Raw genomic sequence first — 24,151 nt, forward strand, 5'->3', positions numbered from 1 at the left:
TGCGATGGGGCTGTGTGTGAGGCGGGGCTGGAAAATCCTCGTCGCTGGTGTTGTCCTGCCCTTGCTGATGGCTGGCGCCGCGGCAGGCTATGCCTGGTACCGGTTGACCCAGCCGTTTGTGCCGGCTGGCGAGACGCCAGCACCTGCTTCGCAAACGGCATCCGCCGCGAGACTGAAGCAACTGGTCTACAAACTCTCCACCGATTTTCCGAACCGCACGTTCGATAACGGAACCCGGCTTGAAGGTGCTGCCGTCTATCTGGAGTCACAGCTTTCCGGACTGGGTCTTCAGGTGGAGAGCCAACGCTTCACGGCCAAAGGCAGGCCATACCGCAACCTGGTCGTGAAGCTGGGTCCTGATACACCTGAGGTGATGGTGGTGGGCGCGCACTATGACGTGGCTGGTGAGCAGCCCGGCGCGGACGACAATGCCAGCGGCGTGGCGGGCCTCGTTGAGCTGGCACGCTTGCTCAAGGGCCAATCTTTCCGCCAGCGGGTAGAACTGGTGATCTACACGAATGAAGAGCCTCCTTTTTTCCGCACACCTTACATGGGCAGCGCCATTCACGCCCGGTCTCTCGCAGAGTCCGGCAAGCGCGCATACCTCATGTTGTCGCTCGAGTGCATCGGCTACTTCAGTGATGAGCCGGGAAGCCAGGACCATCCCGTGCGGCTTCTCAATGCGATCTACCCCACTACCGGAAATTTCATTTCACTGGTGGGTTTCTACCAGGACGGCGACATCGCACGCCAGGTCAAGGCGGCGATGAAGTCGGCCTCCGACCTGCCGGTGTATTCCATCAACGCGCCGGGTTTCGTGGTGGGTGTCGATTTTTCAGACCACCTCAATTACTGGAACGAAGGCTATGTGGGAATGATGGTCACCGACACGGCTTTCTACCGGAACAAGGCGTATCACACGCCGCAGGACACCGCAGACAGGCTGGATTACCGGCGCATGGCGAAAGTCGTCGATGGAGTGCGCGCGGTGGTCATGCAGCACGCTGCAGTCGCGGGGTCGGCACGTTAGGTTTATTGCCCCCTGCACCTTGTTTTGTTACGCAATGATGGGTGTTGTGACAGGTTTAGTGCGATGCTTGGTCATCGGCAGTTTTGCGCGCGGTAACCATGTAGTAGCCGAACCCCGGCAACCACACGCCCAGCAGGAAGGCTGCATACGATGCGACGATGTGACCGCGGCGCAGCGGCGACAGGCGAAAGCGGGCGCGCCAGAGTTCACGCAAGGCAAAGCGCGTGGCGAACAGCGGAATCTGCAATGCACTCGGCGCCAGGCGCAGGCTGATGTCCTGAAACCGGATGTCGGTGAAACCCTGGCTTGCAAGCGCAGTGTGCAGCGCGTCTTTCTCGGCCAGCTCGTTCACAGCCCAGTGATGGCACCACAGCCTGTAGATTCGTTCCATGAATCCGGGCAGGGGTTTGTTGTTGCGCCGTAAGGCGTCGGCAATCACCAATGTGCCGCCGGGACGCAACAAGCGAGCCGCCTCACGCACCAGCGCGCGCTTGTCGGCGCCGGGCGCGTGGCAGGCGCTTTCCAGTGCGTAGACCCCGTCGTAGGCACCCGTGCGCAAGCCGGTGTCCACATAGTCGGCCAGGTGAAAGCGGACCTGGTTGGGCAAGGCCGCGGCCTGGTTGAGTTCGGCTCCCTGCACGATTTGCCGCGCCACCAGCGTGACGGCGTCTACCGTGCTGTGCTTACGGGCTTTGACGATGGACCTCGCCGTGGCACCGGCGCCGCAGCCCAGGTCGGCCAGCCGGACGGCGCCATTGGCTGGCAGGGCCAGCCGGTGCAGTACTTCCAGGTTCATGCGCTCCAGCATGGCTTCGCGGCCCAAGGGGTTGACCTTCCAGGACCAGTAGCCGAAGTGCATGTTCATGCCGGGGCTCCAGGCGCGGTAGTCGTCGGCCACGGCGTTGTAGTAAGACCTGATGTCCGCCAGCCGTGCTTCGCCTTCTTTGGCCGGCTGGGTGATGACGCGACTGGTGGCAGGCGTTGCGGTGATCATTTTGATTCTCCGTTCATGAGCCTCTTCAGGCGGGCCAGCCGGCCGTGGAGGATTCATCGGATACAGCGGATTCGGCGGGCTTGGCGATCCGGGCGCCCTGCACATGGGTGGCCAGCTCTTTCGCAGCCAGCCATTGCCGCACCTGCATCCACACATTGCGCGAAATGATCGCCACGGTGACAAACACGCCCGCCAGCACCAGCCACAGCGAACGCCGCACGGTGTCGATGACGCTGCTGCGGTCATTGAATTCGCCGAAGGTCAGCATCAGCAGCAAGGTGCCGGACACCGCCAGCAGGTAGGCGCAGCGTATCCAGAACTCGGCCCCGCCGTCGGCGTCGCACAGCATGCGCAGCACCTTGTAGAGGATGGGCTTGAGGTAAGTGATCGCAACGACCGGGCCGACCAGCGCGATCAGCAGGGAGACAAAAAACAGGTTGGCACTCATGATGATTTCCTTTCGTTTGCTCGGATGGTTGGGTGAGTGGTGATGGAACGGCTTAGCGTGAGCAGCTTCCGGCGTCGCAGCGCGCCAGGACCGAGCGCTCGGCCGCGCGCCGCACAGCGCCTTCAAACAGCAGGCGAACGAAGCCGCGCGGGATGCGGTGGCGGTTGCGTGCCAGCACCGGGTAGCCCCATTCGGCCAGCGGGCGCAGCAAGGGCATGCGCATGGCCGAGCTGACCCAGCCCAGGCCGACGGCTTCGTAAGCCAGCCGGAACACCTCGACGCCCTTGAGCACGCGGCCGTCCGCAGTGCGTGCATGGATGAGGTCCAGCAGGTCTTGCATCGTGGCGCCGGCAGGCACATCGGCGAAGTCCGGCGCCGAGACATCGGCAAAGCGCAGATGGCCTTCGGTGTCGCGCAGCATGAGGTTGCTCATTTCTGCATTGCAGAGCGGGCAGGCGGATTCGTAGAACAGGGTCAGCGGATAAATCGTGGGATCCAGCCCGGCCTTGAAGCTGTCGTAACGGGTGTTGCCCAGGTCGGGAACGCTGCGGGTGGTTATGCGGGCGCTTGTCATATTTCTCTCCTTTAGAAATTTCAGTACAAACAGAAATCAATAGTCAAAAAAAGGGCCAAAGCTGGCCAGGTCCTCTAAATCAAAAAGTGGGCGGTAAAAGTTCGGAGGGGTCCATGAGTTTCGCGTCGCTGTCGCCTCGCACGAACTTCTGCACGCTGGCGCCCATGCGCAGCACTTTCTCCAGCGTGGTGGGTGACAGCCGCAGCATCTCGTCGGCCCACGAGCCCAGGGATTCCATCAGGCGCAGCGTTTCCCGTACCCGGTCCTGGGCATCGGCGGACTCGGCCTCAAAGCCGTCTTCCTTCACCAACTCGCGCAGCATGCGCACGGTCGGGTCAAACTCGCGCTCCTTGCGTTCGCGCACCACGGTGCGAAAGAGTTCCCAGACGTCGAGCGAGGTTTCGTAATAGTCGCGCCTGTCGCCCAGCAAATGGGTCGCACGGATCAGGTTCCAGTTCAGCAGCTCCTTGAGGCTGGTGCTGACATTGGAGCGCGCCACTTCCAGCGTATCGGCGATGTCTTCGGCATGCAGCGGGCGGCCGTGGAAGAAAAGCAGGGCGTGGATTTGTGAAACGGTGCGGTTCACGCCCCAGGCGGTGCCCATTTCTCCCCAGTGGACGACGAATTTGCGGGCGACGGGGCTGAGTTCCATGGCTTTGAATATACGCCGTCTGAAATTTCTGTCAATACAGAAATAAAAGATTCTGAAAAGAAACAACAGCAAAGGCCCAAGCCCGAGAATACGGCGCATGACAGACATCAAGACCTACGGCATGTCCGAGCGGGCCGACCACCTCGACTTCGACATCCGGTCCCAGCTGGTGCGGCCGCCGCTGGTACGCCCGCACCGGCACGAGTATTTCCAGATCCAGATCAGTCTGCAGGGCGACACCGAACAGAATGTGGCCGGCACGGTGCGGCCTTTCCGGCGCGGCTATTTGAGTTTTATCCTGCCTTACCGCGTGCATGTGATCCCGCATCCCGAGGGTTCGCGCTACGTCATCATCAACATGTCGCAGCAGTTCCTGCGCCCCGGCCTCGATGTGGATCCGCTGGATCTGGAAGACGTGCCCTTGAGCCGCGCGCCCGAACTCGCGCCCTTCCTGTTCCAGGAGTACGCTGACTTCTATTTTTCCGAGGAAGAGTTTCCCGAGATCGAAGCGCTGCTGGAAAAACTCGCGTTGGAGAACGCGCATCGCCGCTTCGGCTCCATCGAGATGATTCGCGGCCTGATGCTGCAGCTGATAGGCATGGTCTGCCGCAAGTACGAAGCCGACCTGCTGCGTTTTTCGGCCAGCCAGGCGCAGCAGGGCAGCCGGCGCGCCAGCCTGCAGCGCGCGGTGCGCTACATCCGTGAGCACCTGGCCGGCGAGGTCACGCTGGCCGACGCGGCAGCGGCCGCTTTCCTCTCGCCCAACTACCTGGCGCACCTTCTGAAGAAAGAAACCGGCAAGACTTTCACCGACCTGGTGACAGAGCGGCGCCTGGAGTTTGCGCAGGAACAGCTGGCGCACAGCAGCCAGCGCATCGCCAGCATCGCCCATGCCTCGGGCTTTGCCGATGAGGCCTATTTCGCACGGCGCTTCCGTCAGCGCTTCGGACAGACGCCCAAGGCCTACCGCGACAGCGTGCGAGCAAAAATCTCCGGCGCCTGATCCATCCGCATCTGCTGCGGTGCAGCAGCACTGCATTGAATCGTCCGGGTAATGCGTAATTGCGTCCTCCCATAGAAGCCATGCCCGTCCTAAGCTTGATGGTTGGAGAAAAAACGCTGACAACAAGCTCCAGCTTTTATCAATCCCAGGAGACACACATGACACAACCAGACATGAGCAAACGCGGAATTCTGCAAACAGGCGCCCTGATGGCGACAGGCGCTGTCGTCGGCTGCGCCACGCCGGGCACGGCGGCCAATGCGCCGGCCACGCCTTTCACGGTGGCTGAGACCTACATCCCCATCGCGGGCAGCGCCGAAATGTTTCCGGTGCGCCGCATTTACTGCATAGGCCGCAACTACGCAGCACATGCAATCGAGATGGGTTCGGATCCGAGCCGTGAACCGCCGTTCTTCTTTCAGAAGCCGACGGACGCCATTCAGGTGGTGCCGCCCGGCAAGGTCGCAGACCACCCGTACCCCACGCTGACCAAAAACTACCACTACGAAGTCGAACTTGTGGCGGCGCTGGCCAAAGGTGGGCGCAACATCCCGATGAGCGAGGCGCTGGATCGTGTTTACGGTTACGCACTGGGCCTGGACATGACGCGCCGCGACCTGCAGCGCGGCATGGGCGACCAGAAAAAGCCCTGGGAAATCGGCAAGAGCTTTGACATGTCGGCTCCCATCGGTCCCATTCACAAGGTTGCGCAGACAGGCCACTACACCAAGGGCGCAATCTGGCTCAAGGTCAACGGCCAGGTCAAGCAGAACGCCACGCTCAACCACATGATCTGGTCGGTGGCCGAGCAGATCTCCAAGCTGTCTGAAGCGTTTGAGCTCTTTCCCGGCGACATCATTTACTCGGGCACGCCTGAAAACGTCGGCCCGGTGGTCAAGGGCGATGTCATCGAATGCCATATCGACGGCCTGCCGGAGCTCAGTGTCAAGATCGTTTGAGTTTGAGTGTGGGGCAGGGCGGTGGGCAAGGGAAAACACCAGCGTCATTGCCTTGCGGTGGCAAGAACTTCCGGGGCCGCATAGACTCCGACTGTTTGCCTTTTGACAACCTCCCACAATCTACCGAGGAAACCGCCATGCTTGAACACGACCAGAAGAAAGACTTCGACGCCCTGCTGCCCGGGCGGTCCACCGAAGCCGGCGCCAGCCGCCGCACCGCGCTCAAAACGGCCCTGGGGGTCGGGTATGCCGCCACCGCCATGCCCATCATGGCGCAGACAGCCATCAAAACTTCCTCAGAAGGCCTGAAGACCGGCGAAACCACCTATGAAGTCAATGGCTTCAAGGTGCCCGCGTTTTTCGCGGCGCCGGCCGGCAAGACCAACCTGCCGGTGGTGCTGGTGATCCAGGAAATTTTTGGCGTGCACGAATACATCGCCGACACGGCCCGGCGCTTTGCCAAAGCCGGCTACCTGGCGATTGCCCCCGAGCTCTATGCGCGCCAGGGCGACCCGAGCAAGTACAACGAAATGGCCAAGCTCATGGCCGAAGTGGTGTCCAAAGTGCCTGACGAACAGGTCATGGCCGACCTGGACGGCGCCGTGAAGTGGGCAGCCGCTAACGGCGGAAATGCCAAAAAGGTGGGCATCACCGGTTTTTGCTGGGGTGGCCGCATCACCTGGCTGTATGCCGAACAAAGCAAGAACGTCAAAGCCGGCGTGGCCTGGTACGGCCGCCTGGTCGGCCAGCCATCAGCGCTGACGCCCAAGCACCCGCTGGACCTGGCAGCCAACCTCAAGGCGCCCGTACTGGGTCTCTACGGCGGGCAGGACGGCGGCATCCCGCTGACCACCGTCAACCAGATGAAAGACGCCCTGGCCGAGGCTGGCGCCAAGGGCAACAAGGCCGCGGCCGCCTCCGAGTTTGTGGTCTATCCGCAAGCTCCCCACGCCTTCCATGCCGACTACCGCCCGAGCTACCGCAAAGATGCGGCAGATGACGGCTTCAAGCGTGCGCTGGAGTGGTTCAAGGGCCACGGCGTAGCCTGATTCCCCGCCTGCAGGCCGCAAGCCGCCAAGCCCGAAAGGGCCGGCGGCTTTTTTATTACGGCCCCACCAGTTGCGCCCAAAGAATTCTTCAAGCCAGCATGAGCCCCGGAACCGGCTTTGCCGGGCCGTAGGGCGGGCGGCCCCCTCGGGGGCAGGGAGTTACGCGAAGCGAACGACCGTGGGGCTCAAGTTCTGCGGCCCCCTCGGGGGGCAGGGAGCTACACGCAGTGAGCGACCGTGGGGGCTAACCACTTGACAGGCTTGATAAGATTGAAACAACCCCGGCCGCAGGCATTGGATGCCGCGCCCGGGGTTTTGTCATCTGTGGTGTAACCTCTGCGGATAATTTTGAGTGATTTCGGGCCTTAGCCCAATAAATACGAGCGCAAGCAGCTATGACTTTGATAGCAATCCTGGTGGGAACCCTGGCTGCAGGCATTGGCAGCGTGTGGCTGGCGGCGCTGCTCAGCTTTGGCGTACTGGCCCGGTACACCCAGCACATGCTCAGCCTGGCGGCCGGCGCGCTACTGGCCACGGCCTTCATGCATTTGCTGCCCGAGGCTTTTGAAAGCCAGGCCGGGGCCAAGGAACTGTTTGCCACCTTGCTGGTCGGGCTGGTCTTCTTTTTTCTGCTGGACAAGGCCGAGCTGTGGCATCACGGCCATGAGCACCATGGCGGCGAACACCATGGCCCCGAGGTGGCGGCGCATGCGCAGCATGACCATACAGAGCATGTCCATGCCGCGCACAGCCACCACGGCCACCACGGCCATACGCATGGCGAAGCCAAAAGCGGCAGCTGGGCTGTGCTGGCCGGCGACAGCGTGCACGCTTTCGGCGACGGCATCCTCATCGCCTCGGCCTTCATGGCCGATTTGCGGCTGGGCGTGGTCGCCGCGCTGGCGGTGCTGGTGCATGAAGTGCCTCACCACATGGGTGACCTGGTGGTGCTGCGCCAGACATCCAACAACCGCCGCGCCGCCTTCATCAAGGTGTCGCTGGCCGGTGCCGTCACCGCGCTGGGCGGCGTGGTCGGCTATGCGCTGGTCGACCAGCTGTACGACTACCTGCCGTTTTTCCTGATCATGGCGTCCAGCAGCTTTATCTATGTCGCGTTGGCCGACCTGATTCCCCAGTTGCAAAAACGCGTCACTGCCCGGGAAACCATGGCGCAAATCGCCTGGCTGGGCATCGGCATCGGCCTGGTCACGCTGATCAGCGGCCTTGCGCACCACCATTGAGCGGCAAGGCGCAACTGCGGTTGCTGTCAGACGGCGCCTGACAAGTACAAGGCCTGGCGACCTATAGGCGGGTTTCGGGCGGAGCGGGAAGATAAGGCCAAGCATCTTCCTGATGCCCCGTTGCGTTGTGCAAAACACTGTGCAAAAGGCAGGCCCGCCATGAACTTCCATTCAGACTCCACCACGGTTTCCAGCGCTTTCCGCCCCTCGGCCTACGATGTCAGCGGCGAGTTGGCTCAAGAAGCGCCACAGCGCAAGCCGCGTAGTTTTCATCGCCCGCGCGCAGCCGCGTACATCGCTTTTTTCATTACCGTTTTCGCCAGCATGGCAGCCGCTGCTGCGCTGGCAATCCATGACATGCCTTTGATGGTGGTGGGCCTGTGATGAGCGGCACGCGCAAGCGGCCGGGCAATGAAGAGCCCGAACCGACATCGGAGGCGGACCTGCCGTCCGRCGGCCGGGACGAGAAAGGTGAAGCGATGATCCGCGACTTGCCCAGACGGGTGGAGCCGCCGCAGTCTCTGCAGTCGCCTGGCAAGTTGCACAACGACGCCGGAAAGGGAGGCAGGAAGTAGCCATGGCCACCAACCCGAACGTTCCGCCACCCGAGCCGCTGCCGCCCCTGGACACCCCGCCGGACCCGGGCGAAGTGCAGACCACCCCCATGCCAATGACGCTGAAATAGGCGAAAACAGCTCCGCAAGAAATGTTGACGGGTCTGGGCGGTGGCTGCCCGCCTGGAGCTTGCAAGGGCCATCAAGTCTGGATATGGTCGGGGGATTTCATTCCCGGGAGACACGATGGCCGACGTTCTGAATGTGCGCTGCTGCATCGCAGGAGGCGGCCCGGCCGGCATGATGCTAGGCCTGTTGCTGGCACGCGCCGGGGTGCAGGTGCTTGTGCTGGAAAAGCACGCCGATTTCCTGCGTGACTTTCGCGGCGACACCGTGCATCCCTCCACCCTCGAAGTGATTCACGAGCTGGGCCTGCTGGAGAAATTTCTGGCGCGCCCGCACGATGAAGTGAGCGAGTTGCGCGCCGTGGTCGGCAACACCGAACTCGTGCTGGCCAGCTTCAGGCATTTGCGCCTGCGCTGCAAATTCATCGCGATGATCCCCCAGTGGGAGTTCCTGGATTTTGTGCGCGATGAAGCGGAGCTGTATCCCGGTTTTCGCCTTATCCAGAACGCCGAAGTGACCGGCGTGATCCAGCAGGGCGGCGTGGTGACGGGCGTGGAGGTCGCCACGCCCGGGGGCGCCTTGCAGGTGATGGCGGACCTCCTGATCGGCGCCGATGGCAGGCGGTCCACGGTGCGCAGTTCGGCGGGGCTGGTCGTGCGCGATCTGGGTGCGCCTATTGATGTGCTGTGGATGCGCCTGCCCAAGATGCCGGGCGATCCTTCCACGACGGGCGGGCGCATTACCAACGGCATCTTCCTGGCCATGATTGACCGCCGTACCTACTGGCAGTGCGCCTATGTGATTCCCAAGGGCGGCATCGAGGCCGTTCGCTCGCAGGGGCTGGAGGCTTTCAGGGCTGATGTGGTGAAGGTAGCACCGCTCTTTGCCGACCGTATCGCCACCCTGGCCAGTTGGGACGACATCAAGCTGCTGAGTGTGACGGTGGACCGGCTGGAGCACTGGTACAAGCCCGGCCTGCTGTGCATCGGCGACGCTGCACATGCGATGTCGCCTGTGGGCGGCGTGGGCATCAACCTGGCGGTACAGGATGCCGTGGCGGCGGCCAATATTCTGGCTGCGCCGCTGGCGAACCCGCAGGTGGACCGGGCCGCCCTGACGCCCTTTCTGGCGCAGGTGCAAAGACGGCGGTTGTTTCCCACACGCGTCACGCAGGCGGTGCAGGTCGCCATCCAGAACCGCCTGCTCAGCCCGGTACTGGCGGCGCGGGGGCGCGACGGCCCGCCCATGGCACTGCCCTGGCCACTGAAGTTGATGCGGCGCTGGCCCCTGCTGCAGGCGCTGCCGGCCTATGCGGTCGGCGTGGGCGTGCGGCCGGAGCATGTGCGCTCACCAGCGCAGCCGGTGACTTCCGATACCGGCTGAATGGTCGTGAATGCTATTGATTTGATAGCTGATTGCGCTTTTCCCATAATGGCAAACGACCGTTTTTTGTTTCGATTTTTGAATATTTTTGGTGGCCGGTACTGACCTGCGTGGCTTTCTTTTCCAGTGGGATTTGAACGCTGGCGTCCGAAGGAAAAAGACGAAAGAAGAGGGTTTGTAGGCTTGTTCCTACGCAATCCACAGGCATTGCCTACATTCCTCGGCCGCAACGATGCCTACAGTGAATAAGGCAGGCACAGGTGCGTAGCAGGTGTGCAAGCGCCGCAACCCACCCCCCAATCCCACTCAACAGTCTGCACCTCGCTGCGGCTTTCTGCCGCAAGCAGAGGTGACCTTCAAGGAGACCGTCATGAAAACCGCCGCAGAGACAATTCACTCCCACAGGCCCGAACCCAGCCCTTCGAAAGGACGCCTGGGTGACCGGCCGGACAACGGCTCGCGGAGCAGTCGTGGTGCCGGCCCTTCGTCGGGGTCACGCCTTGACAACCCGCACAAGCGCATCCGGCTGTCCGGCCACGCACGCGCGCATTGATGCGGGTGCTTTTTCATCAAACGTTCGCGTGCGCATCAGGCGAAAAACGCTTACAGCCCTGTGGGACACCGTCTCATGGGGTAAGCCCGATGTAGCGGGCTAAATTGAATTCCGGCTGACGTTCAGCCACTCACCGTTCAGCCATTTCATCTTCAAAAAAGGAAACCGACATGCACGCATCCAAATTCAAACCTGCTGCCCTTACCGCCGTTGCCCTGGCCGCTTTGCTGGCACTGGGAGCCTGTGGCAAAAAGGTGGAAGACACCGGCGCGTCGCCTTCGACACCTGCCGCTTCACCCTCGACCACACCTTCGCCGTCGACCACGCCATCCCCAACAGGCAGCAGCTCTTCGATGGGTACGTCCACAACCGGTAGCACCCCAATGGGAACCAGCACGTCTCCGATGACAGGTGACGCAGCGACGCCTGGTACGGCAGCCAGCGCTCCGGCCAAGTAATCGGATATGAAAATCCGGCATTGACCGGTACTTTTTGAGCGGGTCCTGCGCGGCCGCTTCAACATGAAAAAAACCTGCACGCTTTCCAGCGTGCAGGTTTTTGTGTTTCTGGCGGCGCCGCGAAGCGGGGCGGCCTCAGCCCTGTGCGACCGGATGCGCCGGGTCGCTGCACCAGTCGCTCCAGCTGCCGGCGTAGAGCCCGCTTCTTCCGAGGCCGGCCAACTCCATGGCAATGATGTTGGGAACGGCGCTGACGCCGCTGCCGCAATGGTGTACCACGGTGGCCGGGTCGCGGCCGGCCAGCAGGGCTTCAAACTCGGCCTTGAGCTGGACTGCCGGCTTGAACTTTCCGTCGGGCCCCAGGTTCTGGCCGAAGGGGCGGTTCAATGCGCCGGGGATGTGGCCGGCCACCGGATCCAGCGGCTCCACCTCGCCCTTGAAGCGTGGCGTGGCGCGCGCGTCAACCAGTGTTTGTGCCGGGCGGCCCAACTGGCTCGCCACGGTCTGGGCCGATACCAATGTGGCTTTTTCCGGCGCCAGGAGGAAGCTGGCCTGGAAATGCGCAGGTTCTTCGCCGCTGTTGACGGCGCCGCCGGCGGCCTGCCATGCTTGCAGCCCACCGTCGAGCACCGCCACGTTTTCATGACCGGCCCACTTGAGCATCCACCACAGGCGCCCGCAGTAGTTGGCGCCGTTGCGGTCATACACCACCGCCTGCATGTTGTTGGCAAAACCGACGCTGGAAAGCCAGGTGGCGAACTTCTCGCGGTTTGGCAGCGGGTGGCGTCCACCTGATGCCGGTGCATCAGCGCCGCTGGCCGTGATCACGCCATGGGCGCCCGCCACGCCGTGCTTGGCGCTCAATGCGGTGTCCAGGTTGGCATACACGGCGCCGGGAATGTGCGAGGCCAGGTACTGCTCCTGGCCGGCGTGCGGCTTCATCAGGTCGAAGGTGCAGTCGAAGATACGCAGGGGCTTGGCCGATGCCATCAGGGCTTGCAGTTGTTCGGCGGAAATCAGGGTGGTGTAGCTCATGGAAAACTCCTTAATGCTCTTCAGCCGGGGCATTGGGCGCAGCGCGGGCGCGCAAAACAGTTGCGGCAATCGCGCTGACGATGATGAGGCCCATGCCGGCCCAGCCGATCAGGGGGATATTGTCGCCAAACAGGATCAGGCTGTAGATAGCCGCGAACACAATGCCCGAGTACTGCAGGTTGGCCACCATCAGCGTGCCGCCATGGTTTTCTGACATGGAATAAGCCTTGGTCATGGACAGCTGGCCCAGCGAAGCCAGGATGCCGATGGGCGGCAGCCACAGCGCGTGTTCCCAATTCCAGGGTGTGATGCCCATGACGCACATGCCGAGCGCGCCGGCAACCGCCGTGCCCACGGCAAAATAAAACACGGTGCGCGTTTCGGGCTCACCCATGCGCGAAATCGCCATCACCTGCATGTAGGCAAAGGCGGCGCCCAGGCCGGACATCAGGCCCACCAGCCCGGCGAAGGTCTGGTTCTGGTCGATGGCAGGGCGCAGCAACATGACGACGCCGGCAAAGCTGGCGAGGATGGCCATGACGAGAGGCCCCTGGCTGGAAAATAGAGCCCCCACGCTTGCCGCTTCGCGTGCTGCGCTGCCCCCCGAGGGGGCGCTCGCGCCTTGGGGCGGCCCGGCGGCGCTCAGCGTGTCATTTGCCTTCGGCGGCGCCCAGGCCATCAAAGCGCCGCCGACCAGGAAGGCCGCAATCCACACGCTGCTCATGTAGTTGAGCGTCATGGCGGTCGCCAGCGGCAGATGGGCAATGGCGTAAAACCAGGCCGACAGCGACATCACGCCAATCACGCTGCGCCAGGCATGCATGGACGGGTAGCGGGTGGCCAGGGTGATGCCGCGCGCGCGGGCGTAGGCGGCCATGAAGACGATGCCCAGGGTGCCGCGATAGAACACCAGTTCGGCGCTGTTGAAGTGTTCCGACGCGTACTTGACGCAGACCCCCATCGTGGCAAACAGGAAGGAGGAAAGAATCATCCAGACGGCTTGCATCGATTTCAGGGTAAGAAGTTATGAGTGGTAAAAGTGGCTGGGATCCGCAATGGTATTGCGCAAGCAGCTATCAAATAAATAGCAGTTCCGGTGCCGTCAGATCATCTGCGTGGTTTTGCTGGCGCCCATTTCGCGGCGGTACCACTCGTGAAAGTGCTGCATGCCGTCTTCCATGGGGCTTTGGTAAGGCCCGAACTCGTTGTCGCCGCGAACCATCAAGGCCTTGCGGCCGGCGTCCATGCGCAGGGCGATTTCGTCGTCTTCCACGCAGGTTTCCATGTAGGCGGCTTGTTGCGCTTCGATGAATTCGCGCTCGAAAGCGCAGATTTCTTCGGGGTAAAAAAACTCGACCACATTGAGCGTCTTGTCGGGGCCCTGTGGATGCAGCGTGCTGACCACCAGCACATGCGGGTACCACTCAACCATCACGTGCGGGTAGTAGGTGAGCCAGATGGCGCCGTATTTGGGCGGTACGCCCTTGCGGTACTGCAGCACCACGTCATGCCATTTCTTGTAGGTGTCGGTGCCGGGCTTGCCCAGCTTGTCTGACACGCCCACGGTCTGCACTGAATAGTTTGGTTCAAGTTGCCAGCGCAGGTCGTCGGTGGTCACAAAGCCGCCCAGCCCGGGGTGGAAGGGGCCGACGTGGTAGTCCTCCAGGTAGACCTCGATGAAGGTCTTCCAGTTGTAGTTGCACTCGTGCAGGTGCACCTTGTCGAGCTGGTAGCCGGAAAAGTCGAGGTCGGCGTAGGTGGCCAGCTGCGACATCTCGGCCGCCACGTCGCGGCCGGTGTCCTCGAACACCAGGCCATTCCAGGTCGTGGTCTTGTAGCGGTTCAGGTTCAGGCAGGGGTCGATCTCGAAGTGCGGTGCGCCGATGAGCTCACCGGAGGTGTTGTAGGTCCAGCGGTGCAGCGGGCAGACGATGTTGCTGCCGGTATTGCCGCGGCCCTGCAGCATGGTGGATTGGCGATGCCGGCAGACGTTGGAGATCAGTTCGATGCCCGAAGCGTTGCGCACCAGCGCCCGGCCTTCGCCCTCATGCGGCAGGGCGTAATAGTCGCCCAGGTGGGGCACGGCCAGTTCATGGCCCAGGTAGCGCGGCCCGCGGGCAAACAGCTTTTGCTGCTCCCGCTGGTACAGGCCCGCATCAAAATAGCTGGAAATGGGGAGCTGGCTGGTGGCCTGCAGGAGACGGAGGCTGAGATCAGACATGCAAATTTCGGTGAACATGCCTCCGCGCCAAGGCGGTGGAGGCTGTTGACAAGCGGGTAGGCAGGCTGAGCGACAGCCCACGGAGAAAACAAGGCCGGATATCCCGCAGCAGGGGTACTGCCGTTATCGAGAACTGTTATCAATTGTACCCGCGCGGGCTTTTTTGCGGGTCTTCGCGCGCCGCCACCGGATAATAGAGATGTATGGATTCGTAGCCTCGGGCGCCGGGGCCGCAACCTGCCTGCAACGGCCTAAAATCAGCCTTCATCCAAATCACCATGGCCAAAAGTCCTTCGTCCACCGCTGCTGCTTCCGCTACCGCTGTTCCGGCATTGCCCGCCAGCTATGAGGCCGCATTGCAGGAACTCGAAGGGTTGGTTGACAGCCTGGAATCCGGGCAGCTGCCGCTGGACCAGTTGCTCACCGGTTACCAGCGCGGTGCGCAGCTGCTGAAGTTCTGCAGGGACAAGCTCGAGGCCGTGGAAACCCAGATCAAGGTGCTGGAAGGCACGGAACTCAAACCGTGGGTGCAGGAATAACCGGCGCAGCCGGCGCCACGGCGCATTGCAGGCAGAACATTCCTTCACCCCCTAAAAAAGAGACCCACGATTGAACGCCCCTGAAAAACTGCCCCTGTTTACCTTGAGCGCCTGGAGTGCCGGGCAGCTTGCCAATGTCGAGAGCGCCTTGTCGCGCTGGGTTGCCTGTCCCAGCGATGCGCCTGCGCCTGCGGGCCTTGGCGACGCCATGCGTTATGCCGTGCTCGACGGTGGAAAACGCCTGCGGCCGCTGCTGGTCATGGCGGCCTGCGAGGCCGTGCAGGGCAATGCGCAAGCCGCCCTGCGGGCCGCCTGCGCGGTAGAGCTGATCCACGCCTATTCGCTGGTACACGACGACATGCCTTGCATGGACAACGATGTGCTGCGCCGTGGCAAGCCCACGGTGCATGTCAAGTTCGGCCAGGCCCAGGCACTACTGGCCGGCGACGCCCTGCAGGCGCTGGCATTTGAATTCCTCACGCCTCCCGATGACTCAGTCGATGCGGCCACACAGGCGCGCCTGTGCCGCATGCTGGCCCAGGCGGCCGGTTTTCAGGGCATGGCCGGCGGCCAGGCCATTGACCTTGCCAGCGTGGGCCTGCCGCTGACGTCCGTCCAGCTGCATGAAATGCACCGGCTGAAGACCGGTGCGCTGCTGCAGGCCAGCGTGATGATGGGCGCGGCCTGTGGTGCTGCGACACCGGCCGCTCAAGACGCCTTGCACGATTACGGCGCCGCCGTCGGCCTGGCTTTCCAGGTCGTTGACGACATCCTCGACGTCACCGCTGATTCCGCCACACTGGGCAAGACGGCCGGCAAGGACGCCGCCCAGGACAAACCCACCTTTGTATCGCTGATGGGGCTGGAAGACTCCAAAGCCTATGCGCAGCAACTGCTGGGCAAGGCACTGCGCAGCCTGGACGCCAGCGGGCTGGGTCACACCGATGCTCTGCGCGCACTGGCGGACATGCTTGTGAACCGTCATCATTGAAGCCGTCATCAGGATTGAATACCGCGGACCGGGAAACCGGCCTTGCCATAAACAGCGACACCACGATGTACCCATTGCTTGAAACCATCAACAGCCCCGCCGACCTGCGGAGCCTGCCCCGCGTTGACCTGAAACCCCTGGCCGACGAACTGCGTGCCTACGTGCTTGACAGCGTTTCAAAAACCGGCGGCCATCTGAGCTCGAACCTGGGCACCGTGGAGCTGACGGTGGCTCTGCATTACGTCTTTAACACCCCCGAAGACCGCCTGGTGTGGGACGTGGGTCACCAGACCTATCCGCACAAAATCCTCACGGGCCGGCGCGAGCGCATGGACAGCCTGCGGCAGTTTGGCGGCCTGTCGGGTTTTCCGCGCCGCGACGAAAGCCCCTACGACACCTTTGGCACGGCCCACTCATCGACCTCGATTTCCGCCGCACTGGGCATGGCGCTGGCCGCCCAGCAAAAAGGCGAAGACCGCCATGCGGTGGCCATCATTGGAGACGGTGCCATGAGCGCCGGCATGGCCTTCGAGGCCCTGAACAATGCGGGTGTGCATGACCATTGCAAGCTGCTGGTGGTGCTCAACGACAACGACATGAGCATCAGCCCGCCGGTGGGCGCGCTGAACCGTTATCTGGCCCAGCTGATGAGCGGGCGTTTTTATGCATCCGCCAGGCACATGGGCAAGCAGGTGCTGCGCGTGGCGCCGCCGCTGCTGGAACTGGCCAAACGCCTGGAGTCGCACGCCAAGGGCATGGTCGTGCCTGCCACGCTATTTGAAAACTTCGGCTTTAATTACATCGGCCCCATCGACGGTCATGACCTGGAGTCGCTGGTCCCCACGCTGGAGAACATCAAGCACCTGATGGACACCAAGGGCGGCCCGCAGTTCCTGCATGTGGTCACCAAAAAAGGCCAGGGCTACAAGCTCGCCGAAGCCGACCCCATCGCCTACCACGGCCCCGGCAAGTTCGATCCGGCCATGGGGCTGCAAAAATCCACCGCACCGGCCAAGCAGACCTTCACCCAGGTGTTCGGCCAGTGGCTGTGCGATATGGCCGAGCACGACAGCCGGCTCGTCGGCATCACGCCGGCCATGCGAGAGGGCTCGGGCATGGTTGAGTTCCACAGGCGCTTTCCTGAACGCTACCATGACGTCGGTATTGCGGAACAGCATGCGGTGACGTTTGCCGCGGGCATGGCCTGCGAAGGGCTCAAGCCCGTGGTCGCGATTTACTCCACCTTTCTGCAGCGCGGCTACGACCAGCTGATCCACGATGTGGCCCTGCAAAACCTGCCTGTCGTGTTCGCGCTGGACCGCGCCGGCCTGGTTGGCGCCGATGGCGCCACGCATGCGGGCGCCTATGACATTCCTTACCTGCGCTGCATTCCCAACATGAGTGTGGCATGCCCCGCCGATGAAAATGAATGCCGCATGCTGCTGAGCTCGGCTTTCGAGCAAAACCATCCGGTGGCTGTACGCTACCCGCGCGGCGCCGGCGCCGGCATCAAGCCGGGAACCGGCCTTGAGGCGCTGCCCTTCGGCAAAGGCGAAGTCCGCCGCGAAGGCTCGGGTGTTGCCATCCTGGCTTTCGGCACCTTGCTATACCCGGCCCTGCAAGCCGCAGAAAAACTAGGCGCCACAGTGGTCAACATGCGCTGGGCCAAACCGCTGGATGTCGAGTTGCTGCTCAAGGTCGCAGCCACCCACCAAGCCCTGGTGACAGTGGAAGAGGGTGCCATCATGGGTGGCGCCGGCAGCGCAGTCAGCGAAGCCCTGCAAGCCGCAGGTGTCAACAAACAGGTGCTGCATTTGGGCCTGAAAGACGAGTTCATCGAACACGGCGATCCCGCAAAACTGCTCGCCCTCCAAGGCCTCGATGCCGCAGGCATCGAAGCGTCCGTGAGGGCGCGGTTTTCTGCTCTGCTGGGAACCGGCAAGCCCACCCTAAAGTCGGTAGCTTAGGCAAGACTCTTAAAGCCAGCATGAGCCGTGGAACCGGCTTTGCCGGGCCACAGGCGGGCGGCCCCCTCGGGGGGCAGGGAGTTACGCGAAGCGAACGACCGTGGGGGCCACATCTGTTCAGCTTCCCGTCAGCTCTTCAAGGGTAAACCCGGCCGGGTCGAGACCCCCTCATTTTTAGAATTCCCAAAGACCTGCAAAACGGTCTGACTGGTGCCTGAGCCCAGTGGAATTTTCATTTTTACCTTTCGGAGTCAACCTGATGGATCGTCGTTCACTCATCAAACACGCCGGCGTTGCCGGTGTTTTGGCAGCAGGCGTTGCGCCGGCTGTTCACGCACAGGCCGCTGTTCGCTGGCGCCTGGCATCCAGCTTCCCCAAATCGCTGGACACGATCTATGGAGGTGCTGAAACGTTTGCCAAGCATGTCAAGGCGATTTCAGGCGGCAAGTTTGAAATCTCCGTCCATGCTGCAGGCGAACTGATGCCCGCGTTTGGTGTGGTCGACGGCGTGCAGCAAGGCTCCATCGAGGCAGCCCATACGGCGCCTTACTATTTCTTCGGCAAGGACGAAACCTTTGCCATCGGCGGCGCCATTCCTTTTGGCCTGAACAGCCGCCAGATGAGCGCCTGGACCTTTGAGGGCAACGGCTTGAAACTGATGCGCGAGTTCTACGCCAAATACAACATGATCAGCTTTCCGTGCGGCAATACCGGCGCGCAAATGGGTGGCTGGTTCCGCAAGGAAATCAAGTCCATTGCCGACATGAAGGGCCTCAAATTCCGCGTCGGCGGTTTTGCCGGCAAGGTCATCGAGCGCCTGGGCGGCGTGCCGCAGAACATTCCCGGCGGCGAGATTTACCAGGCGCTGGAAAAAGGCACCATCGACGCTGCCGAATGGATCGGTCCCTACGATGACCAGAAGCTGGGCTTCAACAAGGTGGCACCCAACTACTACTACCCCGGCTGGTGGGAAGGCGGCCTGCAACTGGACCTGTACATCAACCAGAAAGCCTACGACGCGTTGTCGCCCGAATACAAGGCGATTGTGGAAGCGGCCAGCGCCGCCGCACACGTCGACATGCAGGCCAAATACGACACCAAGAATCCGACGGCCCTGAAGCAGCTGGTGGGTGCTGGCGCCAAGCTCCGGCCGTTCCCCGCCGATGTCATGAACGCCGCTTTCAAGGAGTCGATGAAGCTGTATGAAGAGCTGTCGGCCAAAAATGAAAACTGGCGCAAGGTCTATGCGGACTATTCGAAATTCCGCGGCGACCAGAACCTGTGGTTCCGTTTTACCGAGGCGACCTTCGACCGTTTCATGCAGAGCCAGAAGCTGTAAAGCCATCAACTTGATCAGATAGGGGGCGAGCGGCTTGCAACTGGCAAGCCGCTCGCTGAAACGTTTTCGTCAAAAAGCCGCCTGCCCAGGCGGCTTTTTTGTGCGCGATCTACGGGTAAAAACGGGGTGTTTTTATGCAAAAGAGTGACAAAGTATCCATGCTCCGCCGATTCAATCAAGGCAATGCAATTCAACAGTTGTAGCAGGCCGAACCGATCTGGCAGATCAACGCAAAATTCGATAACTTCAGGAGAGAGTTTTATGGATCGTCGCTCACTTATCAAAAACGCCGGTATTGCCGGTGTGCTGGCGGCAGGTGTAGCACCTGCTGTTCATGCGCAGGCTGCCGTTCGTTGGCGCCTGGCCTCCAGCTTCCCCAAGTCCCTTGACACCATTTTTGGTGCCGCCGAAGTATTTGCCAAAGCCGTCAAGGCCATGTCGGGCGGCAAGTTCGAAGTGTCGGTTCATGCCGCTGGGGAATTGATGCCCGCTTTTGGCGTGGTCGACGGCGTACAGCAAGGCTCTGTCGAGGCGTGCCACACGGCCCCCTACTATTTCTTCGGCAAGGATGAGACCTTTGCCCTTGGCTGTGCCATTCCCTTCGGTCTGAACAGCCGTCAGATGAGCGCATGGATGTACGAAGGCAACGGCCTGAAGCTGATGCGCGAGTTCTATGGAAAATACAACATCGTCAATTTCCCCGGCGGTAACACCGGCGCGCAGATGGGTGGCTGGTACCGCAAGGAAATCAAGTCGCTGAAAGACATCAAGGGCCTGAAAATGCGCATCGGCGGATTCGGCGGCAAGGTCCTGGAGCGCATCGGCGGTGTGCCGCAGAACATTCCCGGTGGCGAGATTTACCAGGCCCTCGAAAAAGGCACGATTGACGCCGCCGAATGGGTGGGACCTTACGACGACCTGAAACTGGGCTTCAACAAAGTCGCTCCGTTTTACTACTACCCCGGCTGGTGGGAAGGCGGCCCCGAGCTGGACTTCTTCATCAACAACAAGGCTTTTGACGCCCTCACCCCTGAGAACAAGGCCATTGTGGAAGCAGCTGCAGCCCAGGCCCATGGCGATATGCAGGCCAAATACGACGCAAAAAACCCGGGTGCGCTCAAGCAGCTCGTGGGTGCGGGTACCAAGCTCCGTCCATTCCCGACCGACGTGATGAACGCTGCTTTCAAGGAGTCCATGGCGCTTTACGAAGAGATCAGCGCGAGGAACGAAAACTGGAAGAAGATCTACGCCGACTACTCCAAGTTCCGCGCCGAGCAGAACCTGTGGTTCCGCTTCACGGAAGCCACGTTTGACCGCTTCATGCAAGCCCAGAAACTCTGAACCCGGCCCATCGGTCATCCCGAAAGCCGCCTCTTGCAGGCGGTTTTTTTACGTCTGTCCCGATACTGTAAAACCGGGTTGGGCAAGTGGTGTGAAATGCTGACAAAATAGATCTCCGCCCTCTTGCTCAAAAGCGCGGCTTGCATAGCCGTCGATTGCCAGCTGGGCGCCCCGCACGTCCATTCGGACCGCAAACCCGACCACCCTTCAGGAGATAGCATTTAATGGATCGTCGTTCACTTATCAAAAACGCCGGCATTGCCGGTGTACTGGCCGCCGGTGTGGCACCTGCTGTTCACGCGCAAGCGGCCATCCGCTGGCGCCTGGCTTCCAGTTTCCCCAAGCCGCTTGACACCATTTACGGCGGTGCCGAAGTGTTCGCCAAGAAGGTCAGCGAAATGACTGGCGGCAAATTCCAGATCAGCGTCCACGCCGCCGGCGAATTGATGCCTGCTTTTGGTGTGGTCGATGGTGTCGGCCAGGGTTCCGTGGAAATGTGCCACACCGTGCCTTACTACTACTTCGGCAAGAACGAAGCGTTTGCCATCGGCGCAGCGATTCCATTCGGCATGAACTCGCGCCAGATGTCGGCCTGGATGTACGAAGGCAATGGCCGCAAGCTCATGAATGAGTTCTACGCCAAATACAACCTGGTGAGCTTTCCTGGCGGCAACACGGGCACCCAGATGGGTGGCTGGTTCCGCAAGGAAATCAAGACCGTGGCTGACCTGAAAGGCCTGAAGTTCCGTATTGGCGGCTTTGCCGGCAAGGTGGTGGAGCGTCTCGGCGTGGTTCCGCAGAACCTGCCTGGCGGTGAAATCTACCAGGCACTCGAAAAAGGCACGCTAGATGCCGCAGAGTGGGTGGGCCCTTACGACGACCAGAAACTGGGCTTCAACAAGGTGGCTCCGTTTTACTACTACCCCGGCTGGTGGGAAGGTGGCCCTGAGATTGATTTTTTCGTCAACAACAAGGCGCTGGAAGCCCTGCCCGCAGAGTACCGCGCGATCATCGATGCCGCCGCTTCACATGCGCACATCGACATGCAGGCCAAGTACGATGCACGCAACCCGACCGCACTGAAACAGCTGGTGGGCGCCAAGACCAAGGTCTTGCCCTTTCCCAAGCCCGTGCTCGATGCCTCGTTCAAGGCGTCGATGGAGTTGTATGCCGAGCTGGCCGAGAAGAACCCTGACTGGAAAAAGATATACACCGACTACCGTGCTTTCCAGAAGGACCAGATCCTCTGGTTCCGCTTCGCCGAGTCGCGCTTCGACACGTACATGCAGGGTGTCACCTTATAAGCCCCCACGCTTTTCACTGCGTCTTCGACTTCGTGTAATGCGCTGCCCCCCGAGGGGGCCGCTGCGCCTGCGGCCCGGCGAAGCCGGTTCCGCGGCCCCTGCTTGAAAGGGAAATCAGTGGTTCCCCGTTTTCCCGGGAAATAAAAAACCGCGACATGTCGCGGTTTTTTTTCGCCTGCCTTTCCGGCGGCAGTGAGCCGTGCCCTCAGCGTTGGCTGCGAAAGGTCTTCAACTCGCTTACCAGCCGTTCAAATTCCGCGACCATCTCGGGCGATGCGGCGTAGAACACCGCGAACTTCCCCATCAAGGTACGCACATACAGACGTGGTGCGATCAGCCATTCGAGTCCGCGCACGCGGATCAGCTTGCCGTAGGCGAGTTCGCGCAGCTCCATGTGCTTGTCCCAGACCCAGCTCTGGTAGAGGCCTTGTTCGTCGAGGCGCGTGACGCTGCGCAGGATGTGCCACCACGTGTAGCCCACCATCAGCAGTCCGGCGATGAACCACCCCCCGCCGGCAGCCGCGCCTGAGGCCCTCCCAGCCAGCCAGGCCTGGACAAAAGCCGCGGCCAGGGCCAGCACGATGGCGGTGGCCAACACCTTGAAGGGCACGGAAAACGCCTGCCCCGAGATGCTCCCACCTGTCGGGGTGAACTTGAAGGGCGGTGGGCCGAAATAGGTGCTGGGGGCGGGTACGGGGTCCATGGAGTGCTCGCGGTATGGAAAGGAAAAACTGACAGTATGGGCTGCCAATAAAAACGCCCCTCGCGAAAGGGGCGTTGGACGCTGGCCTGGAAGGCTGCGATCGGTTATTTGGTCTTGAACAGTTCGTCGAGTTTTTTCTGTTCGTCATCGGCATTCGGCTCCGCCGGCGGGGCCAGCGGGTCTGTGCCTGCTGCACCGCTGGCCCCGCCCGCGGGCGGGGTCGCGCTCTCGTCGACGGGGATCTCGATCTTGACCTTGTCCAGGTCGACCACCTCGGGTTTGTCGAGGAAGATCGTCACCGTTTGCGGCACGAAGATGACGATCGCCACCAGAATCAGCTGCATCGCCACCCAGGGAATAGCGCCCAGGTAAATGTCATTGGACTTGATCGGCTTGGGAATGCGTCCTTCCTTGAACAGGGTGTCGGCGATCCCTCGCAGGTAGAACAGCGCAAAGCCGAAGGGCGGGTGCATGAAGCTGGTCTGCATGTTCACGCACAGCAGCACGCCGAACCAGATCAGGTCGATGCCCAGCTTGTCGGCGACGGGGCCCAGCATGGGCAGGATGATGAAAGCAATCTCGAAGAAGTCGAGGAAAAAAGCCAGGAAGAAGATGAACAGGTTGACGGCGATCAGGAAGCCGGTCTGGCCGCCAGGCAGGCCGCTGAGCATGTGCTCGACCCACTTGGCGCCGTCCACGCCCTGGAACACCATCGAGAAGACGCGTGCACCTATCAGGATGAAGACCACCATGGCTGTCAGGCGCATCGTGCCGCTCATGGCTTCCCAGATCAACGCCGGGGTCAGGCGTTTGTGCATGGCCGCCAGGATCAGCGCACCCACCACACCCATGGCGCCGGCTTCGGTTGGCGTGGCAATGGCGGTGTTGATGCCGGGCAGGCCACCCATGGAGCCGAGCACGGCAAAAATCAGGATGGCCGACGGGATGATGCCGCGCAGGCATTTGCCCCACAGCGCCCAGCCGTTGAGCGTGCGCGCGGTTTTCGGAACGCCGGGAACATGGTGCGGCTTGAACACGCCAAGCATGAAGGTGTAGCCCGCGAAGATCAGCACCTGCAGGATGGAGGGGCCCCAGGCGCCCTTGTACATGTCACCGACGGAGCGGCCCAGCTGGTCAGCCATGACGATCAGCACGAGTGACGGCGGCACCAGCTGGGTGATGGTGCCGGAGGCCGCCAGCACGCCGGTGGCGTAGCGCATGTTGTAGCCATAGCGGATCATCACGGGCAGCGAGATCAGCGCCATGGCGATCACCTGGCCAGCCACAGTGCCGGTGATCGCGCCCAGGATGAAGCCGACGATGATCACCGAGTAGCCGAGGCCGCCCTTGGCGGGGCCGAACAGCTGGCCCATGGAGTCCAGCATGTCTTCGGCCAGGCCGCACTTTTCAAGGATGGCGCCCATGAAGGTGAAGAAGGGAATGGCCAGCAGCAGCTCGTTCGACAAAATGCCGAACATGTTGAGCGGCAGGTTGGACATGAAGCTGGCCGGAAACCAGCCCATCTCGATGGCCAGGAAGCCCGAGGCCAGCCCGAGGGCGGCCAGCGAGAAGGCGACGGGAAAGCCGATCAGCATGATCAGCACGAGGCCCGCGAACATGATCGGGGCAAAATTTTCCATCTGCATGGGGTAGTCCTGAAAGTATTTTTATGGGAACGAGCGATGCA

The 24,151-nt window shown here is 61.8% G+C and carries 24 protein-coding genes; 14 read left to right on the forward strand and 10 right to left on the reverse strand.

The genetic code is table 11. The annotated features are described in order from the left end of the window. The first annotated feature begins 4 nt into the window (after nucleotides 1-4). Nucleotides 5-1,030 (forward strand): M28 family peptidase, encoded by a 1,026-nt coding sequence (locus AC1DY9_RS01065; RefSeq protein ID WP_477665590.1) that lies wholly within the window; start codon nucleotides 5-7, stop codon nucleotides 1,028-1,030. Between the two features lie 55 nt (nucleotides 1,031-1,085). Here AC1DY9_RS01065 and AC1DY9_RS01070 read toward each other — a convergent pair whose 3' ends face one another. From AC1DY9_RS01070 to AC1DY9_RS01085, 4 genes are all read right to left on the reverse strand, one after another. Further along, complete coding sequence (locus AC1DY9_RS01070; protein ID WP_457279997.1) at nucleotides 1,086-2,024, reverse strand: SAM-dependent methyltransferase; 939 nt, start codon at nucleotides 2,022-2,024, stop codon at nucleotides 1,086-1,088. A gap of 25 nt (nucleotides 2,025-2,049) precedes the next feature. Beyond that, entirely contained in the window at nucleotides 2,050-2,472 is a 423-nt protein-coding gene (locus AC1DY9_RS01075) for a hypothetical protein (RefSeq protein WP_457279998.1), read from the reverse strand. A gap of 52 nt (nucleotides 2,473-2,524) precedes the next feature. Continuing rightward, a complete protein-coding gene (locus tag AC1DY9_RS01080) occupies nucleotides 2,525-3,046 on the reverse strand; it encodes a thiol-disulfide oxidoreductase DCC family protein (protein ID WP_477665591.1) in 522 nt (173 codons plus the stop codon). 79 nt (nucleotides 3,047-3,125) lie between these two features. Further along, nucleotides 3,126-3,698, reverse strand: a complete 573-nt coding sequence (locus AC1DY9_RS01085; RefSeq protein WP_477665592.1) for a GbsR/MarR family transcriptional regulator — start codon at nucleotides 3,696-3,698, stop codon at nucleotides 3,126-3,128. Between the two features lie 97 nt (nucleotides 3,699-3,795). On the opposite strand from AC1DY9_RS01085, the gene AC1DY9_RS01090 reads away from it, so the two are divergent. From AC1DY9_RS01090 to AC1DY9_RS01120, 7 genes are all read left to right on the forward strand, one after another. Beyond that, complete coding sequence (locus AC1DY9_RS01090; protein WP_477665593.1) at nucleotides 3,796-4,701, forward strand: helix-turn-helix transcriptional regulator; 906 nt, start codon at nucleotides 3,796-3,798, stop codon at nucleotides 4,699-4,701. Between the two features lie 158 nt (nucleotides 4,702-4,859). After that, the gene (locus AC1DY9_RS01095; RefSeq protein WP_477665594.1) at nucleotides 4,860-5,660 is read left to right on the forward strand and encodes a fumarylacetoacetate hydrolase family protein; all 801 of its coding nucleotides are present in this window, start codon (nucleotides 4,860-4,862) and stop codon (nucleotides 5,658-5,660) included. Nucleotides 5,661-5,797: 137 nt separating this feature from the next. After that, on the forward strand, nucleotides 5,798-6,709 hold the full coding sequence (locus AC1DY9_RS01100; protein ID WP_477665595.1) for a dienelactone hydrolase family protein: 912 nt from the start codon (nucleotides 5,798-5,800) through the stop codon (nucleotides 6,707-6,709). 395 nt (nucleotides 6,710-7,104) lie between these two features. Next, the gene (locus AC1DY9_RS01105) at nucleotides 7,105-7,950 is read left to right on the forward strand and encodes a ZIP family metal transporter (protein ID WP_477665596.1); all 846 of its coding nucleotides are present in this window, start codon (nucleotides 7,105-7,107) and stop codon (nucleotides 7,948-7,950) included. A 159-nt stretch (nucleotides 7,951-8,109) separates the two neighbouring features. After that, on the forward strand, nucleotides 8,110-8,334 hold the full coding sequence (locus AC1DY9_RS01110; RefSeq protein ID WP_477665597.1) for a hypothetical protein: 225 nt from the start codon (nucleotides 8,110-8,112) through the stop codon (nucleotides 8,332-8,334). Nucleotides 8,335-8,750: 416 nt separating this feature from the next. Next, entirely contained in the window at nucleotides 8,751-10,013 is a 1,263-nt protein-coding gene (locus AC1DY9_RS01115; RefSeq protein WP_477665598.1) for an FAD-dependent oxidoreductase, read from the forward strand. Between the two features lie 370 nt (nucleotides 10,014-10,383). Further along, the gene (locus tag AC1DY9_RS01120; protein WP_477665599.1) at nucleotides 10,384-10,566 is read left to right on the forward strand and encodes a hypothetical protein; all 183 of its coding nucleotides are present in this window, start codon (nucleotides 10,384-10,386) and stop codon (nucleotides 10,564-10,566) included. 130 nt (nucleotides 10,567-10,696) lie between these two features. Here the strand turns inward: AC1DY9_RS01120 and AC1DY9_RS01125 are convergent, their stop codons facing one another. From AC1DY9_RS01125 to AC1DY9_RS01140, 4 genes are all read right to left on the reverse strand, one after another. Further along, on the reverse strand, nucleotides 10,697-11,104 hold the full coding sequence (locus tag AC1DY9_RS01125) for a hypothetical protein (protein WP_477665600.1): 408 nt from the start codon (nucleotides 11,102-11,104) through the stop codon (nucleotides 10,697-10,699). Nucleotides 11,105-11,159: 55 nt separating this feature from the next. Further along, entirely contained in the window at nucleotides 11,160-12,059 is a 900-nt protein-coding gene (locus tag AC1DY9_RS01130; RefSeq protein ID WP_477665601.1) for a sulfurtransferase, read from the reverse strand. Nucleotides 12,060-12,069: 10 nt separating this feature from the next. Next, the gene (locus AC1DY9_RS01135; protein ID WP_477665602.1) at nucleotides 12,070-13,065 is read right to left on the reverse strand and encodes a DMT family transporter; all 996 of its coding nucleotides are present in this window, start codon (nucleotides 13,063-13,065) and stop codon (nucleotides 12,070-12,072) included. A 96-nt stretch (nucleotides 13,066-13,161) separates the two neighbouring features. After that, on the reverse strand, nucleotides 13,162-14,280 hold the full coding sequence (locus AC1DY9_RS01140) for an aromatic ring-hydroxylating oxygenase subunit alpha (RefSeq protein ID WP_477665603.1): 1,119 nt from the start codon (nucleotides 14,278-14,280) through the stop codon (nucleotides 13,162-13,164). 278 nt (nucleotides 14,281-14,558) lie between these two features. Between AC1DY9_RS01140 and AC1DY9_RS01145 the strand changes: the two genes are divergently transcribed. The 6 genes from AC1DY9_RS01145 to AC1DY9_RS01170 all read left to right on the forward strand — a co-directional run bounded on the left by AC1DY9_RS01145 (nucleotide 14,559) and on the right by AC1DY9_RS01170 (nucleotide 21,761). After that, nucleotides 14,559-14,819 carry an exodeoxyribonuclease VII small subunit gene (locus tag AC1DY9_RS01145; protein ID WP_477665604.1) on the forward strand — a complete coding sequence of 87 codons (261 nt, stop codon included), beginning with the start codon at nucleotides 14,559-14,561 and terminating at the stop codon, nucleotides 14,817-14,819. Between the two features lie 70 nt (nucleotides 14,820-14,889). Further along, on the forward strand, nucleotides 14,890-15,810 hold the full coding sequence (locus AC1DY9_RS01150) for a polyprenyl synthetase family protein (RefSeq protein WP_477665605.1): 921 nt from the start codon (nucleotides 14,890-14,892) through the stop codon (nucleotides 15,808-15,810). Between the two features lie 65 nt (nucleotides 15,811-15,875). Next, a complete protein-coding gene (dxs, locus tag AC1DY9_RS01155) occupies nucleotides 15,876-17,777 on the forward strand; it encodes a 1-deoxy-D-xylulose-5-phosphate synthase (RefSeq protein ID WP_477665606.1) in 1,902 nt (633 codons plus the stop codon). Between the two features lie 259 nt (nucleotides 17,778-18,036). Next, the gene (locus AC1DY9_RS01160; protein WP_457280015.1) at nucleotides 18,037-19,116 is read left to right on the forward strand and encodes a TRAP transporter substrate-binding protein; all 1,080 of its coding nucleotides are present in this window, start codon (nucleotides 18,037-18,039) and stop codon (nucleotides 19,114-19,116) included. A gap of 261 nt (nucleotides 19,117-19,377) precedes the next feature. Further along, nucleotides 19,378-20,457, forward strand: a complete 1,080-nt coding sequence (locus AC1DY9_RS01165; RefSeq protein WP_457280016.1) for a TRAP transporter substrate-binding protein — start codon at nucleotides 19,378-19,380, stop codon at nucleotides 20,455-20,457. A 224-nt stretch (nucleotides 20,458-20,681) separates the two neighbouring features. Further along, complete coding sequence (locus AC1DY9_RS01170) at nucleotides 20,682-21,761, forward strand: TRAP transporter substrate-binding protein (protein ID WP_457280017.1); 1,080 nt, start codon at nucleotides 20,682-20,684, stop codon at nucleotides 21,759-21,761. 205 nt (nucleotides 21,762-21,966) lie between these two features. Here AC1DY9_RS01170 and AC1DY9_RS01175 read toward each other — a convergent pair whose 3' ends face one another. Together AC1DY9_RS01175 and AC1DY9_RS01180 are read right to left on the reverse strand one after the other, a co-directional pair. Next, nucleotides 21,967-22,464: a hypothetical protein gene (locus tag AC1DY9_RS01175; protein WP_457280018.1), complete on the reverse strand. Its 498-nt coding sequence runs from the start codon at nucleotides 22,462-22,464 to the stop codon at nucleotides 21,967-21,969. A gap of 104 nt (nucleotides 22,465-22,568) precedes the next feature. Then, complete coding sequence (locus tag AC1DY9_RS01180) at nucleotides 22,569-24,110, reverse strand: TRAP transporter large permease (RefSeq protein ID WP_457280019.1); 1,542 nt, start codon at nucleotides 24,108-24,110, stop codon at nucleotides 22,569-22,571. Nucleotides 24,111-24,151 lie beyond the last annotated feature (41 nt).

The organism is Polaromonas sp. P1_F6, assembly GCF_056405695.1.

Bases quoted from the DNA above. Each gene is read 5' to 3' on its own strand.
- AC1DY9_RS01065 (WP_477665590.1), top strand. From the start codon at position 5: ATGGGGCTGTGTGTGAGGCGGGGCTGGAAAATCCTCGTCGCTGGTGTT.
- AC1DY9_RS01070 (WP_457279997.1), bottom strand. From the start codon at position 2,024: ATGATCACCGCAACGCCTGCCACCAGTCGCGTCATCACCCAGCCGGCC.
- AC1DY9_RS01075 (WP_457279998.1), bottom strand. From the start codon at position 2,472: ATGAGTGCCAACCTGTTTTTTGTCTCCCTGCTGATCGCGCTGGTCGGC.
- AC1DY9_RS01080 (WP_477665591.1), bottom strand. From the start codon at position 3,046: ATGACAAGCGCCCGCATAACCACCCGCAGCGTTCCCGACCTGGGCAAC.
- AC1DY9_RS01085 (WP_477665592.1), bottom strand. From the start codon at position 3,698: ATGGAACTCAGCCCCGTCGCCCGCAAATTCGTCGTCCACTGGGGAGAA.
- AC1DY9_RS01090 (WP_477665593.1), top strand. From the start codon at position 3,796: ATGACAGACATCAAGACCTACGGCATGTCCGAGCGGGCCGACCACCTC.
- AC1DY9_RS01095 (WP_477665594.1), top strand. From the start codon at position 4,860: ATGACACAACCAGACATGAGCAAACGCGGAATTCTGCAAACAGGCGCC.
- AC1DY9_RS01100 (WP_477665595.1), top strand. From the start codon at position 5,798: ATGCTTGAACACGACCAGAAGAAAGACTTCGACGCCCTGCTGCCCGGG.
- AC1DY9_RS01105 (WP_477665596.1), top strand. From the start codon at position 7,105: ATGACTTTGATAGCAATCCTGGTGGGAACCCTGGCTGCAGGCATTGGC.
- AC1DY9_RS01110 (WP_477665597.1), top strand. From the start codon at position 8,110: ATGAACTTCCATTCAGACTCCACCACGGTTTCCAGCGCTTTCCGCCCC.
- AC1DY9_RS01115 (WP_477665598.1), top strand. From the start codon at position 8,751: ATGGCCGACGTTCTGAATGTGCGCTGCTGCATCGCAGGAGGCGGCCCG.
- AC1DY9_RS01120 (WP_477665599.1), top strand. From the start codon at position 10,384: ATGAAAACCGCCGCAGAGACAATTCACTCCCACAGGCCCGAACCCAGC.
- AC1DY9_RS01130 (WP_477665601.1), bottom strand. From the start codon at position 12,059: ATGAGCTACACCACCCTGATTTCCGCCGAACAACTGCAAGCCCTGATG.
- AC1DY9_RS01135 (WP_477665602.1), bottom strand. From the start codon at position 13,065: ATGCAAGCCGTCTGGATGATTCTTTCCTCCTTCCTGTTTGCCACGATG.
- AC1DY9_RS01140 (WP_477665603.1), bottom strand. From the start codon at position 14,280: ATGTCTGATCTCAGCCTCCGTCTCCTGCAGGCCACCAGCCAGCTCCCC.
- AC1DY9_RS01145 (WP_477665604.1), top strand. From the start codon at position 14,559: ATGGCCAAAAGTCCTTCGTCCACCGCTGCTGCTTCCGCTACCGCTGTT.
- dxs (WP_477665606.1), top strand. From the start codon at position 15,876: ATGTACCCATTGCTTGAAACCATCAACAGCCCCGCCGACCTGCGGAGC.
- AC1DY9_RS01160 (WP_457280015.1), top strand. From the start codon at position 18,037: ATGGATCGTCGTTCACTCATCAAACACGCCGGCGTTGCCGGTGTTTTG.
- AC1DY9_RS01165 (WP_457280016.1), top strand. From the start codon at position 19,378: ATGGATCGTCGCTCACTTATCAAAAACGCCGGTATTGCCGGTGTGCTG.
- AC1DY9_RS01170 (WP_457280017.1), top strand. From the start codon at position 20,682: ATGGATCGTCGTTCACTTATCAAAAACGCCGGCATTGCCGGTGTACTG.
- AC1DY9_RS01175 (WP_457280018.1), bottom strand. From the start codon at position 22,464: ATGGACCCCGTACCCGCCCCCAGCACCTATTTCGGCCCACCGCCCTTC.
- AC1DY9_RS01180 (WP_457280019.1), bottom strand. From the start codon at position 24,110: ATGCAGATGGAAAATTTTGCCCCGATCATGTTCGCGGGCCTCGTGCTG.